General features: G+C 47.0%; 17 protein-coding genes. 7 read left to right on the forward strand and 10 right to left on the reverse strand.

Going from position 1 to position 17,098, the window contains the following annotated elements:
• The first annotated feature begins 19 nt into the window (after positions 1–19).
• Positions 20–991, forward strand: coding sequence for a hypothetical protein (locus LN341_RS07600; RefSeq protein WP_234204657.1), 972 nt, complete (start codon positions 20–22; stop codon positions 989–991).
• A gap of 73 nt (positions 992–1,064) precedes the next feature.
• Here the strand turns inward: LN341_RS07600 and LN341_RS07605 are convergent, their stop codons facing one another.
• The gene (locus tag LN341_RS07605; protein WP_234204969.1) at positions 1,065–1,526 is read right to left on the reverse strand and encodes a DUF411 domain-containing protein; all 462 of its coding nucleotides are present in this window, start codon (positions 1,524–1,526) and stop codon (positions 1,065–1,067) included.
• A 224-nt stretch (positions 1,527–1,750) separates the two neighbouring features.
• Between LN341_RS07605 and LN341_RS07610 the strand changes: the two genes are divergently transcribed.
• The 4 genes from LN341_RS07610 to LN341_RS07625 all read left to right on the forward strand — a co-directional run bounded on the left by LN341_RS07610 (position 1,751) and on the right by LN341_RS07625 (position 5,470).
• Positions 1,751–1,936: a hypothetical protein gene (locus LN341_RS07610; RefSeq protein ID WP_046221944.1), complete on the forward strand. Its 186-nt coding sequence runs from the start codon at positions 1,751–1,753 to the stop codon at positions 1,934–1,936.
• A 376-nt stretch (positions 1,937–2,312) separates the two neighbouring features.
• Positions 2,313–2,669, forward strand: a complete 357-nt coding sequence (locus tag LN341_RS07615) for a helix-turn-helix transcriptional regulator (RefSeq protein WP_046221943.1) — start codon at positions 2,313–2,315, stop codon at positions 2,667–2,669.
• 96 nt (positions 2,670–2,765) lie between these two features.
• Positions 2,766–3,686, forward strand: coding sequence for a Gfo/Idh/MocA family protein (locus LN341_RS07620; protein WP_046221942.1), 921 nt, complete (start codon positions 2,766–2,768; stop codon positions 3,684–3,686).
• A gap of 233 nt (positions 3,687–3,919) precedes the next feature.
• The gene (locus LN341_RS07625; RefSeq protein ID WP_046221941.1) at positions 3,920–5,470 is read left to right on the forward strand and encodes a BCCT family transporter; all 1,551 of its coding nucleotides are present in this window, start codon (positions 3,920–3,922) and stop codon (positions 5,468–5,470) included.
• Positions 5,471–5,529: 59 nt separating this feature from the next.
• On the opposite strand, the gene rsgA is transcribed toward LN341_RS07625, so the two are convergent.
• Positions 5,530–6,588: a ribosome small subunit-dependent GTPase A gene (rsgA, locus tag LN341_RS07630; protein WP_234204666.1), complete on the reverse strand. Its 1,059-nt coding sequence runs from the start codon at positions 6,586–6,588 to the stop codon at positions 5,530–5,532.
• Positions 6,589–6,884: 296 nt separating this feature from the next.
• Complete coding sequence (locus LN341_RS07635; protein WP_046221939.1) at positions 6,885–7,595, reverse strand: DUF3581 domain-containing protein; 711 nt, start codon at positions 7,593–7,595, stop codon at positions 6,885–6,887.
• A gap of 656 nt (positions 7,596–8,251) precedes the next feature.
• Here LN341_RS07635 and LN341_RS07640 point away from each other — a divergent pair.
• The gene (locus tag LN341_RS07640) at positions 8,252–8,569 is read left to right on the forward strand and encodes a hypothetical protein (RefSeq protein WP_052730065.1); all 318 of its coding nucleotides are present in this window, start codon (positions 8,252–8,254) and stop codon (positions 8,567–8,569) included.
• Positions 8,570–8,572: 3 nt separating this feature from the next.
• Here LN341_RS07640 and LN341_RS07645 read toward each other — a convergent pair whose 3' ends face one another.
• Together LN341_RS07645 and LN341_RS07650 are read right to left on the reverse strand one after the other, a co-directional pair.
• Positions 8,573–9,772: a transglycosylase SLT domain-containing protein gene (locus LN341_RS07645; protein WP_234204674.1), complete on the reverse strand. Its 1,200-nt coding sequence runs from the start codon at positions 9,770–9,772 to the stop codon at positions 8,573–8,575.
• A gap of 264 nt (positions 9,773–10,036) precedes the next feature.
• The gene (locus LN341_RS07650) at positions 10,037–10,573 is read right to left on the reverse strand and encodes an outer membrane beta-barrel protein (RefSeq protein ID WP_046221937.1); all 537 of its coding nucleotides are present in this window, start codon (positions 10,571–10,573) and stop codon (positions 10,037–10,039) included.
• Positions 10,574–10,955: 382 nt separating this feature from the next.
• Between LN341_RS07650 and cobB the strand changes: the two genes are divergently transcribed.
• Positions 10,956–11,675 (forward strand): Sir2 family NAD+-dependent deacetylase, encoded by a 720-nt coding sequence (cobB, locus tag LN341_RS07655; RefSeq protein ID WP_234204676.1) that lies wholly within the window; start codon positions 10,956–10,958, stop codon positions 11,673–11,675.
• Positions 11,676–11,741: 66 nt separating this feature from the next.
• Here cobB and LN341_RS07660 read toward each other — a convergent pair whose 3' ends face one another.
• From LN341_RS07660 to potA, 5 genes are all read right to left on the reverse strand, one after another.
• Positions 11,742–12,764, reverse strand: coding sequence for an extracellular solute-binding protein (locus tag LN341_RS07660; RefSeq protein WP_234204971.1), 1,023 nt, complete (start codon positions 12,762–12,764; stop codon positions 11,742–11,744).
• Positions 12,765–13,008: 244 nt separating this feature from the next.
• Positions 13,009–14,040 carry an extracellular solute-binding protein gene (locus tag LN341_RS07665; protein ID WP_046221934.1) on the reverse strand — a complete coding sequence of 344 codons (1,032 nt, stop codon included), beginning with the start codon at positions 14,038–14,040 and terminating at the stop codon, positions 13,009–13,011.
• A gap of 134 nt (positions 14,041–14,174) precedes the next feature.
• Positions 14,175–14,918 (reverse strand): spermidine/putrescine ABC transporter permease PotC, encoded by a 744-nt coding sequence (gene potC, locus LN341_RS07670; RefSeq protein WP_370643738.1) that lies wholly within the window; start codon positions 14,916–14,918, stop codon positions 14,175–14,177.
• 29 nt (positions 14,919–14,947) lie between these two features.
• On the reverse strand, positions 14,948–15,805 hold the full coding sequence (gene potB / locus LN341_RS07675; protein WP_046221932.1) for a spermidine/putrescine ABC transporter permease PotB: 858 nt from the start codon (positions 15,803–15,805) through the stop codon (positions 14,948–14,950).
• Positions 15,789–16,907: a spermidine/putrescine ABC transporter ATP-binding protein PotA gene (gene potA / locus LN341_RS07680; protein WP_046221976.1), complete on the reverse strand. Its 1,119-nt coding sequence runs from the start codon at positions 16,905–16,907 to the stop codon at positions 15,789–15,791. Before potA ends, potB begins: the two co-directional genes overlap by 17 nt.
• Positions 16,908–17,098 lie beyond the last annotated feature (191 nt).

Below are 17,098 nucleotides of genomic sequence, written 5' to 3' on the forward strand. Positions count from 1 at the left end.
AAGAAAACCGAGCTAAGTAATGACGACTGTCCAGTCTATTGATGTACCGTTTGAATTTCGCCATACCTGCTGGTTTTGTGGCGAGCCTTACTACGAATGCCATGTTTTCCGCCCTGAGCCTAACTATGACAATGACCCGCCGGTTAAAGTCCCTTGCTGTGAGGAATGTTATGGGTTTTGTTCCCGAACCAAAGCCAGTGGGTTAGATATATTACGTGACCGGGTGAAAGGCCGTTTACACCAGCAATACCAGAAGCATTTGCAGATAGGTGCACAATGGACCCGGGAAGAGCTGGAAGACTCTGAGCTGGAAGGCAAGGCATTTGAAGGTTTTAAACACAGCGCCTGGATGATGTTTGAAATTGCACGGGACAGAGTGAATTACCCGGGCTGGCCGCTGGCAATTGATGGTCAGCCGGTGGGGCAGCTCAGCAGTGCTTTTCAGGTTGAGTATAACGGCATTGTTTATCCCAATATTTCGCAGGCGGTTGAGCAACTCGCGAAGAGTTACGCAATTCCGCAGGAATATCTAGAACAAACCATCGAACTGGTTGGACGTCACCAGTTAGGGTTTGCCATTCGCTTTTGTAAAACCACCCATGGCTATTCAGACGCTCAGCGTGCTGTGAGCCTGGCCAGTCTGCGTGAGAGACTGCAGGAAGAAGCCGAGTCTGAACAGACAGTCTCGCTCAGTCAGGGCATTGAGGTGGGTATCAAGTATATTGAACCCCAGATATTGTCTCGCACCGAAGTCTCTCCCTATGCGGTGCAATGGGCCTTACAACACGGCGTAACAACATTAGCGCAGTTGGCTGAAATGGAAGAAGCGTTTCTGGCGCATTTCAGTCAGGACTCTGAACTGACGGCCTTCCACTACTTTACCGGGTTACAGGTGTATCTGGAGAAGAGAGAAGAAGACACCCACTGGGCGCTCACTCAGGATCCTAACCGGCAATGGTTTGCTAAGTTGCTGAAGCGTTCAGAGAGCTAACAAAAAAAGGGCCAGATTATCTATCTGGCCCTGATGTTTTACCGTATCTGTAAAGCTATACATTCATCGCTTTTTATTGCTTCTGAACCTGATTATGGCTGGCCCAGATGACGGTCTTGCCTGCGTCATCAAATGCGACGACATCATAAGGCATTTTCTGATCGTTATAGTCCATGCCAGGTGACCCCATCGGCATACCGGCCACAGCCAGACCTTTCAGATTGGCGGGTTTCTCCTTCAGAAATCGTTGTACATCTTGTGCAGGCACGTGGCCTTCAAAGACATACCCCTGAATCACAGCGGTATGGCAGGATGCATACTCAGGTTGTATCCCATTGGCTTGTTTGATTGGGTGGAGATTGCTTGTCATGTTCATTTCAAGATCAAACCCGTTACTGTTCATGTGCTTGACCCAATCTTTGCAACAACCGCAGGAGGGAGACTGGTAATTGGTTCCCTTAATGGTTCCGGCAGCCAGCGAGGGAAGCGCAGCCAGAAACAGTGTGGCAGTGAGGAGATAGTGTGATTTTTTCATCATGAAACCTTTATTCATCTGTGATGCTGGGCAAACAGCCTCAGCATTCTTGAGTCAATCTGTTCATCAATCCGTACGAATCGGAAAGCGGTACCGATCGACAACGTTACCCGTCAGGGCATAAGCGGGCGGCGCGTCAGAGATGAATTGGAGGTCGTAGCAGGGGGGACACTGGCTCGTCCCAGTCCCCGGATAAATAGGGATGCTCACTTTGGGTGGATGTGATGAAAGTCGGAGCTGGCAAAGCACTGGGAAGCATTAATGGGGTATGGCAGGAAGACTGGCAATGCTGTAAGCAAGTGGCATGCTCAGGCGTGTCCTGGCAGGCACTGAGGTTTGTTTGGTTCACAAGTGAAGCTGCAGCGCTTCCGGGACAACAGTCCATCGTCATCATCATGGCCGGACAGTGATCTGACATATCACCTGAGTACAGGGTCGCACTGGCATTATTGAGCGGCAGCAACAGTAAGCACAAGATAACAATGATTATCCTGTGGATTGAAAAAAGCGGCTGTTGAGGCAACGGAGTCAACATGCGGTCGGCGATGTCTTCCAAAATGATCGATGCTGTAGATTATAACCTCTGCACAAATCGGATTCATAACCAAAATCAAGAAATGGTAAGTTTTCTAACGTACTGAAAGATAGGGATCTGCCTGATAGCCAGATTTAATGCGGGTTTGCGGGGGTCGCATTTGGAACAAGCCTAACGTTTTTCTGACATTTCCTGACAGGGTTTAGGCTTTAATTGCGGTGAGTTGACATTTTTTTGCGCTAGGAACAGGTATGCAATACACAGAAGAAGACAGAAAAGTACTCTATGAAACATGGATGAGCTATAAGGCTAAAATGCGGGTGACACAGATTGAAATGGCCAAGAAGCTTGGGGTAAGTCAGCTGTTTTTCTCTGATATTCTGCGTGGTAACTTACCGCTTGAGCATCGTTTTGTCAGTCAGTTCTGCCAGTATATGGGTGTTGATCCTGTGCTTACGATTCCTTCTTTAAGGGAGCAGATTGGCAGTAATCTGCCGAACACAGTCACATTAACAAATACGTATATAGTTGATGGCAATATCAAAAATGTACGATATAGTGGTAATCAAATCGTTGTTGAATATGAACACAGCGTGACAACGCACTGATCTGTTCACGTGTTGTTTGCAAGATAACGAATCAGGCCCTTGTCACAGACGAGGGCTTTTTTGTATCTGCTATTGGGGTTTGAACAAGGAGAAATGATGAAAATTGGCATGATTGGCTTAGGGGACATAGCTCGCAAAGCGTATTTGCCCGTGATCACGCAGTGGCCGGATCTTGAGCTGGTATTCTGTACCCGTCATGAAGACACACTGAAGCAACTTGCCCGAACACACAGAATTCAGGAAACCTTGACGGATTATCGCGGGCTGGTGGCGCTGGGCGTAGATGGTGTCATGATCCACAGCGCGACCTCTTCCCATTTTGAGATTGCGCGCTTTTTTCTGAATCAAGGCATTGCCGTTTTCGTTGATAAGCCGCTTACCGATAATTATGAACAATGTGAGGCACTGTATGAGTTGGCAGAAGAAAAACAATGTCCTTTGTTTCTTGGTTTTAATCGCCGATATTTACCGCTGATTAAGCCTTATCTGAGCGACGCTTCAGTCACTGGAGGTAAGAAACTACTGGGTTTGAAATGGCAGAAACACCGGCTGAATCTGCCCGGGGAAACCCGAACCTTTGTGTTTGATGATTTTATCCATGCACTGGACAGCGTGAATCTTACCGGACAGGTGAGAACAGATGATCTGCATATCGTGACTCAGACCTACCAGGGACAGCTTGCGCGACTGGACGTAGCGTGGCAGCTTGATGACGCTATTTTTCAGGCCTCAATGAACCGGCTCAATGGTGTGACAGCAGAACAGGTGACGATCAACTTCGATAATCTGACGTGTCACTTTGATTCTCTGGCAACAGGAAAGCAATGGAACGAAGGCCGCGAACAGACATTAGTGCTGCCAGACTGGACTCCCATGCTGGAGAGTAAAGGATTTACGGCCATGATTGCCCACTGGCTGGATGTGGTGGCGACAGGCAAGATGGAAGCCTCTCTGCTGACGCGGAACCTGAATACTCATTATCTTGCAGAAGCCATTTGCCAAAAAGTGAAGCTCTAATCTCAGATACCCTTGAATGTATCCAGGCCAGGCTGGTCTGGGTATTTAAATTTATTTGAGTTCAAAACTTTTTCAATAAAGCAAGCTCATTAGGTCGCGAATAGTTTGCTTGTTCAATATTTCACCACTTACACCTCTTTCATCGTTTTTTGAGGTTAATTTGAGCAAAGTCGTTAGATTTACTGTTTTTAAGCTGGTAGTGTGCGTCCCCTCACACAACTGGTGAGAATTTTATGCAAACCTCCGAACGAAATAGTGCTGATAAAATGGTTTCAGCTCTAACCATTGGTTTCCTCAGTCTGTTCCTGATTGCTGCGCTGGTAGACCTGTCATGGGTATCCTCTTCCATCCAATCCCTTTTTGCGCTTTCAACCGCTAACTTCGGTTACTTTTGGCAATGGCTGATGGTACTGAACTTTATGCTTGCACTGTGTCTGGCTCTGTCGCCTCTGGGTAAAATAAAGCTCGGTAATTCAAAGCGACCTGAAATCGGTCAGTTTCGCTGGACCGCCATGATCATGTGTACTCTGCTTGCGGGTGGCGGTGTATTCTGGTCGGCCGCTGAGCCTATTTATCACTTCGTGACCACGCCGCCAGCCTTTGATGGCCTGGCGGCGCGACAGCCTGAAACGGTTGCGCCTGCGCTGAGTCAAAGCTTTTTGCACTGGGGTTTTCTGGCCTGGGCGGTGCTGGGTACACTGGCAACAATCGTGCTGATGTATGCGCATCATCAGAAAGGGATCAAACTCCGACCGAGGGCTTTACTGTATCCGCTGGTGGGTGATCGGCTGGAACATCACTGGCTGGGCTCAGTGATTGATGCAAGCGCAATACTCGCCGTCGCTGCGGGTACTATTGGTCCGATAGGGTTTTTAGCTTCACAACTGGGGTACAGCCTGCATGTTGTCGCCGGACTGGATAACTCGGTATTGACTCAGATCGGTTTGCTGGCGGTCGTGGTCACGATTTATTCCTTATCTGCTGCGACTGGCATGGATAAGGGACTGCAATGGTTGAGCCGCTTTAATGTGATAGTCGCCGTATTGCTGCTGGTGGTGATGTTGCTGCTGGGGCCAACGGGTTTCATCTTTGAAAAGTTTGCCGAAGCGATGACTGTTTATATCCAGCACTTTCCTGCGATGAGCCTGACAAACGCTTCTCCGGATTGGAACGCCTGGTGGACTTGGTTTTTCTGGGGGTGGTTCATCGGCTTCGCGCCTATGATGGCAATCTTTATTGCCCGCATCACGGTTGGCCGTAGTATTCGGGAACTGGTGATGACAGTGGCGATTGGTGCGCCTCTGGTGACCCATTTCTGGTTTACTGTGCTGGGCGGATCAGGCATTTACTTTGAGCTGACTCAACCTGGTGTGATTTCAGAACCCTTAAGTGAAGGGGGCTTGCCTGCTGTGTTACTGGCTACTTTGTCACAATTGCCATTCAGTGAGTGGCTCATTCCGGCTTTTCTGGTGCTGACGACAACGTTTGTTGTCACAACCGGGGACTCTATGGCTTATGCCATTGCCATGGTCACCTCAGGTCAGAATGAACCGGGCAGAGGACATCGTTTATTCTGGGCGATCGCCATGGGAGCTGTGGCTGCAGTATTACTGCTGGCGGGTGATGGCGGGCTGAATGCTCTGCAATCATTTATTGTGATTACGGCTGTACCGGTTTCGTTGCTGATGGTCTTCACATTGCTGACCGGTCCGCTGGCCGCCATCAGGCTACACCGCGAAGCCGATGTTAGCCCACCTGAAAGTTCGCTGATCACTGAGCAGTAAGACTGTTTCCCCTGATAAAACGCCCTCATTATTGAGGGCGTTGTTATTTTCGTTGCTTGTTACTCCCGGTTTTTATGCTTCCGGTTCGTGCTTTGTATCGTACGATACATGCGGCCCAGCTGTTTTGACTTGGCCCGTTTCTCTGCAATGCTGGCAGTATTGAAGCTCACTTCGCGGTTCAGCTTGAGATAATTACGCAATCTGCGCTCTTCAAGTTCGCCCGATTCAATGGCAGCCAATACGGCGCAGCCTGGCTCATACTGGTGAGCACAGTCGCCGAACCGGCATTGCTCTGCCAGAGTTTCTATATCCGCGAAAGTCGTTGCCAGACCTTCACTGCAGTCGGCCAACTGGAGTTCACGCATCCCTGGCGTGTCCAGCAGAAGACCTCCATCTGGCATGAGGTGCAGAGATCTTGCGGTCGTGGTATGTCTGCCTTTACTGTCATCTTCTCTGATCCTGCCTGTTTGCTGTGTTTCGGTAGCAAGCAGGGTATTGACCAGGGTGGATTTTCCCGCACCCGATGAGCCCAGAAAAGCAACCGTTTTTCCTGTCCTGCACCAAGGTGCAAGTTTGGCGACACTGTCACTGTCTAACCCATTGACGTACTCAACCAATAGCATGTTATCGATGTGACGGACCTGTTCGACGAAATGGGTGGGATCGTCAACACAGTCGGCTTTAGACAGAACAATTACCGGCTCAACACCAGCCTGGTGCGCAAGCGCCAGATATCGCTCGATACGACTGAGGTTAAAATCCTGGTTCAGAGAGCAGACGATAAATACGGTATCGACATTGCTGGCGATGAGCTGTTCTTCAATTTTGCTGCCTGCGGCTTTTCGCCAGAAGCGGGAAAAGCGCTCCAGCAGACGGACAAAATGGTCTTCGTCAGACAGTAATACCCAGTCTCCGACAGCGAGTTCAGGCATATTAGGCAGTACAGGTATCGACAAGTGACCGTGTTCCGAACAAAGGTCCAGCCGGTTTCTGTGTAAGGCACAGACCCGGGCTGGTTTCACCTGATCCCATTCGTCAAGAGTCAGTTGCTGTTGAAAATAAGGTTTCCAACCTAGTTCTTGCAAAGAATATATTGGTGTAGAAATCGTTGTTGTCATGATGTGTTTACCCCTGACGCAGCGCAGGCGTCATTATCTGAAACGGTAAAATTCAGGGGCAATATGTCCCCGGTTATTCAGAACCGGGCAATAGAAGAGGGAAGGGCAGAAGCGGGAGGGTGTTCAGTTATCTCTTTCGCTTACTGGCTCTTTGCCTGTTTCTGTGCCCAGTGAGTCGTTAATACAATCATCTTGTGTCCTCCAAAGTCATAAATGGGTGTGAAGTGCATGGAATGTAGCAGGCGGAGTAAAATGTGTCTAGAAGTGGTTTAAGGTTTCCAGACACATTTGTCAGATTATGCAGCCTGATAAGCTTCTTTTCTGGCGTTAAAGCGAGCGACCAGATCATCAATGTCGTTCTGGCAGTATGGCTTAAGGCCACTCATCAGCATACGCTTACGGCCTTCACCCACGACTTCACCGTGCTCTGTAAAGCTGAATGCCAGCGTGACGCTGCCACGCTTACCGTCAGATTCGAGAATGGAATCAGTCAGCTCAACGGTTGGCGCTTCAAGGTCCAGCCGGCTGAACTCCAGTTCCATGCTTTCATAGATAACCAATGGGCGGGCAGGGTTGATCATGACCTGCTTGGATTCCATCAAAGGCACCATGATGTGCGGGAAATTCTTTCCGGAAAACTGTACATAGTTCCTGGTTACAGTTTCGATCAGGCTGGCATTGTGGGTGATTTCACCTTCGCGAAGGACGTGAAGGTATTCTTTGCCTTTTTCATCGGCGAGAGACAGGTCGTTGGATGATTTCGTGTTGATAGCCAGGGCAACGCCATCGGTGATCATACCTGCAAATTCCACACGCATTTTCTGGCTCAATCCTGTTTTTGCCAGCATGACAGAAAAGAGGAGATCACCCGGAACGCAAAAGCGCTTGCTATCGGCATCGTGGATTGGGTTGAAATCGCCAGCAACTTTTTTGGCAAAATGGCTGGCTTGTTCGCGGGTAAATGTATAAGCACCATTTTGCTCGGCGAAGTAAGAATCTAAAAACATTGAGTTGGAACTACCTTAGATCATCGTAATCCTGATAGTTTACCTGATATCAACAGCGTAAATGGTCTAGCCAGCTGAAAATGTGGCAGAAGCTTGATTTGACTCAGAAGCAGATATAAAAGTGGTGCAACAAATCACATACTCGGGTATTATCCGAGACCTTTGAGCTGTAAACAGCTCTGCTGAATCACTCATCTGTGCGTGTAGAAGAGCCAGAGATAATAAGCGGTAGGGATACTGCAACTGAATGGGTACTCTGACAGTATTGCTGGCTGAGTACCCTAATTTTATTCAATGTGTCACATGCTACGATCAAGCTTAAAAGATCATCAACAAGAGCCCAGCAGCTAAAATAAAGCCGGCAACCGTGGCTGTTCTGCCGATAAGACCGAAGTTGCTTGGTACAATCATTTCATCATGATGCATGAATACTCCCTCCAGATGACCATTTGCGCTTGTTTTGGTCCTTTAGCGATACGGCTAAAGGCATTTTCTTTATTTTCAGTATAGTGGGTTTTAACACTGAGAGTGAAAATGACGAGACAAAGCAAAAAAAATTCACATTAGAAAATGACACTCATATTGTCATCTCCTCATGGAACATGTGTCTATACTCATAAAAAAACAAGATAAAAATATTTATTTGTGGTGAATTAATGACAATCGTATTTTTAGCTGTAGGTGCCATCATTCAGGCAACTGCTATTTATGTTGCATTTTTTACGCAATTGCCAGGGCATTTGTATATAGCCACGATCCTGATGGTGCTGGCACTGGCAAGTTTGATGGCGATTCGAAGTCTGATTGCTCCGGCTTGTTTACTTGCCGGGGTGATTGTCGGCCTGGCTCTGTCGCATAATCAGTCAGACGTAAAGTTGTTAATTCAGATGGGTGAAGTGATGAAATTAGCCACTCAGCCTGACTGGGAAATAAAACAAGCCTGGCAATTTGTCAATGGTAAAGCGCCGGAGTAAATATTATTTGACCGGGATAAGCAAAAGCTGACCTGCGTGTATCTTATTATTGACTAACTGGTTCGCTTGTTTGATATCACTGATTGATGTGTTGTTTAATGTCGCAATCCGATATAAAGAATCGCCAGGTTCAATATGACGAACGCGGTATTTGTTTTTGACATAGCTTAATGTTTCTGGCTGCTGATAAAAGTAATTGAGTTGTTTTTTAGGTATGAGTAACTGGCTTTGCTGCTGTCTGAGTGTGAGTCCGGCGGTATAACCCGGGTTAAGCCGATACAGTGCTTTTCCTGTCAGACCGGCATCATTGGCAATCTGAGTGAGGGGCAATTGATGCGTGACTGTGACGGATGATAATACCGGACGATTGGGAATAAACTGCAGTGGCAAAGAGGTATGACTTTCTTCTTTGATGATCTGGCTCAATGCGAGCAGTTTAGGAACGTAGTGCTCAGTTTCGCGGGGTAATGCTAATGACCAGAAATCGGTTGACTTACCCTGCGCTCTGTTGGCCTTGATTGCTTTTCGCACTCGACTTTCGCCCGTATTATAAGCGGCAATCGCGTGTAACCAATTGCCATTGAATTTATGATGCAGATATTCCAGTAAATCAAGGGCGGCATGAGTTGATGCCACGATGTCAAGCCTGCCGTCATATCCGGGCTGGAATTGCAATCCAAACGATTTGCCTGTTGGCTTTGTGATTTGCCACAGTCCGGCTGCTCCCTGTTTTGAAAATGCATAGGGATCAAATGCACTTTCGATGAAAGGCAGTAAAGCCAGTTCGGTCGGTAAATTGCGAGACTTGGTATTTTGGTAGATATAATAAAGAAAGATTTGTGCACGTTTTGATACCGTTTCCAGGTGTAAAGGGCGGCTTAGATACCACTGTTTATAGTTCCGTACTCTTGGGTTGTTGGGTACAGGAAGCGCACTTTCTTTTGCGAGCACTTGCCAGAGACTCTCTTCTTTGAGTATTGGTAGCTCAGTTAAGGGAGGTGGTGAATAACCAGAAGGCAACCCTGTCGCCAGATAGCGGCCCTCAATGACATCTTCTGGAATAGGGCATCGCTGGTTTTGATTCGCGATAAGCAGTAATGCTTTTTGTAAGGCTTCATGATGCGAATCATTGGTAACAGACATGGATTCACAGCCTGCCAGAAACTGGAATGACAAAACCAACAGCGGGTAAGCGTTTCTCATAATCGTCCTGCTAACCTTAGTTTGATCGAACCCAGCAACAAATTTTTATTGTATTTTTTTAAGGTATAGCAGGATTGATTTGCCTATTTTGTCTGTTTTTTGATACAGACTCTGGAAAATATTGTGGTGCATTGTTTTGAGGATATGGGAGAGTCGGAGCTGAGTCGTCGGGTGAAGGTTGCAAGCCGGTCGATAAAGTTGGTCGTGAAGCAACGTAAAAATTAGCAACGCCACATTGCTGTGGCGTTGTGTCGTAAGGTATTGTCAGAAGTAGAATCTTGTACCAAAAATGAATCGGGTGAAGCTGTCCTCAACACCATCTTTTGTGACGCTGATATCGTCGGTTGCGATGTTGTAGTTCACTTCGGCACTGATAGCAACATGTGGGTTGATGAAGTATTTTACGCCACCTGCAAGTTTAATATTCAAAGCAGTGACATCTTCGATATCAAAATCGACGTCATCATCGGCATCTGCCGAAAGATTCGCGACTTGTGCTGCGGCGCCCAGATAGGGAACCCAGTTACTGTCATTGGTAAAATTGTATTCAGTAAACATACCAAGCTGGAATGTCTTCGTGCTATCACTCATATTGACATCTAGCACCCCGCCGATTTCCCAGTCATCCATGATAAAGTATCCATAGGAGGTATTCAGCAGGAATAAATAATCGTCTACATAATCAAGATCCAGACTACCTTGTAAGCCGAATTCTTGCGTACCTTCTTCCAGAGTTACGGCAAGCGCGGCTGGGCTAGCCAATAGTGTTGTAACTAATAATGCCAATGCTTTTTGCTTCATTTCTATCACTCCATTGTTTTTGTGATACAGGAGAAGCATAGACGAGACTATAGAATGTTGCCTAAATACTTCAGCATTTTCATCGTGTTTCACAAAGATACATAAACTATTTTATTAATAGTTCTGATAATAAAATGCAGAAAATCGCAGGATGACAAAACAACATATGGTGTAAACAGAACCATTCTCCATTTTCTTATTTTCGAGATGAGTTGTGGATTCTGATGCACTATAATTTATTCTTCTGTGATCAATACATAAACCACATCCCAGTGACTCCTCAACAAGAGACCTCATACGACTATGGTCTGACAAGGGAAGAGTTATATTGCTGTCCGGTCAGTGGTATAACTGTGGTAAACGTCAACAAAGGCAAGGAAAGATGCATTTTCCCTATCGAAATATCGTGATACTCACTGGGGCGGGGATATCAGCCGAGTCGGGGATCAAAACCTTTCGGGACCAGGATGGGCTGTGGGAAAACCACCGTATTGAGGATGTTGCCACACCGGAAGGGTTTAAAAGGGATCCGAATCTGGTTCAATCCTTTTACAATCAGCGTCGTCAACAATTAGAAAGCGGTTCGGTTCAGCCAAATGCTGCACATTATGCGCTGTCACGTTTGGAGAATGAACTCGATGGTACAGTGACAATCATTACGCAGAATATTGACAACCTGCATGAGAAAGCGGGAAGCCATCATGTCATTCATATGCACGGGGAGTTACTGAAAGCGCAGTGCAGTCAAAGTGGCCAGACGATAGAGTGGAGTGGTGATATCTCATTAGATGACAGTTGCCACTGCTGTCAGATTCCAGCGCCGTTAAGGCCTAATGTTGTCTGGTTCGGAGAAATGCCACAATCTATGGATAAGATTTATTCTGCGTTGGTTGCGGCTGATTTGTTCATCGCGATTGGTACGTCAGGTTCAGTGTACCCTGCGGCTGGCTTTGTACATGAAGCGGCAATGCACGGCGCTCATACCCTTGAGCTCAACTTAGAACCCAGTATTGTAGAAAGCGAATTTGACGAAAAACGTTATGGACCTGCGTCCCAAATCGTACCTGAGCTGGTTGAAGAGTTACTAACGCCAGCGAATTAACACCATAGCTATTATTTAGCTGGTGCGGCAACAATAAGGCGTCCAAAGGACGCCTTATCTGAGTGATTACTGGCCTGCTTTTAGTTTCTGGAAGTATTCTTCATACAATCCTACTGCTTCTCCAACACTGTTTTGCCATTCACCGGCATCCATGACGGCTTGCGGCGGGTAGATGCTGGGGTCATCTACAAATGTTTTCGGTAGTTTCTCTTTGGCTGTTGCAACAGGGGTCGGATAACCAATTTCCAGTGCAACTTTTGCTGCGTTCTCTGGCTTGAGTAAAAAGTCGATCATCTTGTGTGCGGCATCGACGTTTTTCGCGCCAGCAGGAATTGCCAGGCTGTCCATCCAGAAAATAGCGCCTTCTTTAGGCCAAACGATATCAATAGGAGCGCCTTCCTGGCGTGCCATGTAGGCAGAACCATTCCATAACATACCCAGAGAGGTTTCTCCCGCCATGTAAGGGTTCGCAGGGTAGTCTGAGTTAAAGACCAGGACATTAGGCATTAGCTTTTTCAATTCTTCGTAAGCGGCTTTAATTTCGTCAGGATTTTCAGTGTTGGCTGAGTAACCTAACTTACGTAAGGCGATGTGGAAGAATTCACGGGCGTCGTCCATCATCATCAGTTGGCCTTGCCATTTGCTGTCCCAGAAGTCGCTCCAGCCGGTGATCTCTTTCGTGTTGACCAGGTCAGAGTTCACACCTATGCCGGTTGCACCCCAAATGTAAGGGATGGAGTAATCATTGCTTGGGTCGAAAGGTTTATTCAGGAAGTTTGGGTCCAGATCTTTAAAGTGCGACAACTTAGACTTATCGATCTGCTTCAGCATCTTTTCATCACGCATTTTAGCAACGTAATATGTAGAAGGCACGACCAGATCGTAACCTGAACCGTAGGTCTTCAATTTGGCGTACATCGTTTCATTCGACTCATACGTCGAGTAGATCACTTTGATGCCGGTTTCTTTGGTGAAGGCTTCCAACACACTGGCTGGGATATATTCAGACCAGTTGTAGAAATACAGTTCCTCGTCTGCAGCCAGTGCTGACTGTGATGTCAGCGACATGGCAAATAGACCGCTAACCATGATTGAAGACCATTTTTTCATTGAGTTACTCCTAACTTCAGAAGCCTGAATAGCATTCTGGGCGCTATAGCAATGCCCACCTCTCTTGCGGACAGGGTGTGTCATTTCAGATGACAAAATATGTCAGAACAAGGGATTACCTCATTTCTAACGTATGGAATTCATTAAAGAATCAGTGGGAGAGTATAGCAGAGGGGATAAGAAAAAAGGCAACCAAATCATTTTGGTTGCCTAAAGAAAGCGCTTATTGACCAGCTTTCAGTTTGAGGAAGTTTTCCTCATACAGAATATTGGCGTCACCGACAGCATTCTGGAACTCACCACGCTCTAATTCCTCTTTCGGTGGGAACAGAGTCGGGTTGTCTTTATATTTTGCGTTTGATGCAGCAACACCAGTCAGGTATCCGGTTTCTTCGGAAATTTTTGCAGCAACATCCGGACGCAGCAGGAAATCGATCATCTTATGAGCGGCGTCAACATTCTTGGCACTATTGGTAATTGCCAGGTTATCGACCCAGTAAATGCCACCTTCTTTTGGCCAGACCAGCTCAATTGGCAAGCCTTCACGCTGTGCTTGAGCAGCGGAGCCATTCCACAGCATACCTAAGCCGACTTCGCCAGCCATATAAGGTGCCGCTGGGTTATCCGAGTTGAAAACCAGTACGTTAGGCATCAGCTCTTTCAGCTTTTCATAAGCTTCAGCGATTTGTTTTGGATCTGTGGTGTTACCCGAGTAACCCAGAATCTTTAATGCGATATGGTGAACTTCACGCGTGTCATCCATCAGCATCAGTTGGCCACGATATTTCGGATCCCACAGATCTTCCCAGCTATCGAAATCAGCAGGGTCATACATTTCTGTGTTCACTGCCAACCCGGTGATGCCCAGAACATGAGGAATAGAATACTCATTGTTTGGGTCAAAAGGTTTGTTCAGATAGTTCTCATCAAGATTTTTGAAGTTCGTCAGCTTTGACTTGTCGATCTTCTGCAGCATGCCTTCATCACGCATTTTGGCTACAAAGTAGGTTGAAGGGACAACCAGGTCGTAACCTTCTGGGTGAGCTTTCAGCTTGGCATACATGGTTTCGTTCGACTCATAAGTCGAATAGATGACTTTAATGCCCGTTTCTTTAGTGAACTGTTCACGCAGTTCCGTAGAAATGTACGGACCCCAGTTCATAAAGACTAATTCTTCATTGGCTGCATTAGCACTACCAGATACCAGAGTAGCGGCGCATGCGGCGCTGGCCAGAAACGCGGACCATTTCTTCATTGATGTGATAACTCCAAAATCCCTGCTGGGATGGTTAATATAACAGGAGTCAAACCTTTGTCTCCTGCGTAAACGGTCGAGTGAACCCGACCGTGTTTCGGTACGATTATCATGCAGATAAAATTAAACGCAACTTATTTTGTCTTGTCTCGTGCAATGATTTGCGACAATACAACCAGCGTCAGAGACACGATTAACATCACAGTCGCCAGTGCATTCACTTCCGGTGAAATACCCACTTTTACCATGGAGTAAATTTTCAGCGGCAGGATTTCATAGGTCGGTCCTGTGACGAATGAACTGACAATTACATCATCCAGTGACAAGGTAAAACTGAGCAGCCAACCAGCAAAAACCGCGGGTTTAGCCAGTGGCAGGATGATCTGTTTCAGGATGACCCATTCACTGGCGCCTAAATCACGGGCCGCTTCCAGCATTTTCACATCAAAGCCTTTTAAGCGGCTATACACTGTCACCACAACGAATGGGAGACAGAAAGTGATGTGAGACAACAGCAATGTCAGGAACCCCAGTTTTGCACCCATCAGAATGAACAGTGCCAGCAGTGAAATGGCCATCACGATATCTGGCGACATCATGACCACGAACAGCATGCCGTTGACAAAACTTTTTCCCTTAAACTGGTAACGGAACAGGGCAACGGCAGTCAGGCTGCCGATGATGGCAGCCGCGGTTGCAGAGTAAACGGCAATATTCAGTGAGTGCCAGGCCGCCTGCATCAAGCTGTCATTGTTCACCAGTTGCTCATACCACTTGGTGGTAAAGCCGCCCCATTTCATGCCAAATTTACTGGCATTGAATGAGTTCACAATAAGAATAATGATGGGAATGTACAGGAATGCGTACACTACCGACATCAGACTGACTTTGAAAAAACGTCCCACAGTTAGTCTAACTCCACTTTACGATTGAGCAGCTTGCCGGCCCGGTAATAGGCATACAGCAGAATTGCCATTGAAATAGTCAGTGCGATGCTTGTTGCAGCACCGAAAGGCCAGTCACGGGCGTTCAATACCTGACTCTTGATCACGTTACCAATAAGCAGGTTCTTGGCACCACCGAGCAAGTCGGAAATGTAGAACATCCCCATAGCCGGCAAGAACACCAGCAGACAGCCCGCAATCACGCCAGGCATGGTTAATGGTGCGATAACACGAATAAACGTCTGAACTTTGTTCGCGCCCAGATCACGAGCGGCTTCGATATAGGTGTTATCCAGCTTTTCAATCGCGGAATACAAGGGCAGCACCATGAATGGCAGTAAGATATAAACCAGACCAATCATGACCGCATACTCTGTGTACATAATACGCAGTGGCTTATCAATAATCCCTAAACCCATCAGGCTGCTGTTAAACACGCCCTGGGTTCCCAGCATGATTTTCAGGCCGTAAGTCCGGATCAGTGAGTTGGTCCAGAAGGGGACGATCACCAGAAACAGCATGAAAGGGCGCCATTTTTCCGGCATTTTCGCAATACTGTAGGCAAATGGATAACCCACCAGCAGACATAAGATCGTTGCCATGCCTGCCATGTAGAACGAATGCAACATCACCTGACCATACAAAGGGTCAAATAAGCGCGCGTAGTTTTCCAGCGTGAAGGTTAAATCAATCAGATTCGCATCGTCACGGGTCAGAAAACTGGTGCCAATAATCATCAGGTTCGGGATGAACACAAATATCAGTAACCATCCGACGATGACCGAAATGATGATATTTTGCAGATTAAGCTTTTTCGTCATCAGCCAGTACCACTTCCCAACTTTCAACCCAGGTGATAGCAACTTTTTGATCCAGGGAGTGGTCCACATCCGGATCATCTTCGTTGAAGAATTCACTCACCATGACAGATTTGCCTGTTTCAATCTCAACGACCGAATCCAGTGTCATCCCTTTATAGGTCCGCTCACGGACATGGCCCATCAGACCCCAGCTTTCTTCGTTTTCGTTGATTTCTTCCAAGCGGATATCTTCAGGGCGAAGCAGCACCTTCAGCGGATCATCCTGCTTTACATCAAGATCACAATGGATCACGGCTTCACGGCCTTCCACAATGGCTTTGATGCGTTTTTCGTCAATGCGATCGACCACAGTGGCATCGAACACATTAATTTCACCGATAAAACGGGCAACAAACAGGTTGCTGGGTTCTTCGTAGATTTCACGAGGTGTACCGTCTTGCTCAATGCGTCCGTCACGCATCACGATAATGCGATCTGACATCGACAAGGCTTCTTCCTGATCATGAGTGACGAAGATAAAAGTAATGCCAAGGCGACGTTGCAACTGTTTTAACTCAAGTTGCATTTGTTTACGTAACTTGTAATCCAATGCGGACAGTGATTCATCCAACAGCAGAACTTTCGGTTTGTTCACGACAGCTCGGGCAATGGCAACACGTTGCTGCTGACCACCGGACAACTGATGTGGCTGGCGAGGTGCAAACTGCTCCAGCTGAACCATCTGTAAAGCTTCCATCACACGTGGCTTAATCTCTTGCTCTGGCACTTTTTGCATGCGCAGACCAAAGGCCACATTTTCAAACACAGTCATGTGCGGGAATAAGGCATAACTCTGGAATACAGTATTCACATGCCGCTGCTCTGCATGAACTGCAGTCACGTCCTGACCGGCAAGAATAATCTGACCCTGGTCAGCATCTTCAAAACCAGCGATCAGGCGAAGGACAGTGGTTTTACCACAGCCGGAGGGGCCTAAAATGGTTAAAAACTCACCGTCATTTACGTTGAGATCTAACCCGGTGATAATCTGTTTACCGTCAAAGCTTTTGCTCAGCCCTTTGAGCTGAATAACCGGTTCTTTGGATGTGATGTTTGTGTTCAACTCTACCTGGTCTCCACATCGTGCCTGCAAATATCTGCCTGCATTTTCTTGGTCAATTTCAGGAGCCGGATAATAGACCCCCATAGGTATAATTCAAAGTATTTTTTATGTCGTACGGCTGACTTTTTCGTTCATCAGTTTTGCAAATGATTTCAACGGAGTTCATCGCATGATCTGAGAAATTTCTAGGC

The sequence above is a fragment of the Photobacterium sp. TLY01 genome (assembly GCF_021432065.1).
Lineage (GTDB): Bacteria > Pseudomonadota > Gammaproteobacteria > Enterobacterales > Vibrionaceae > Photobacterium > Photobacterium halotolerans_A.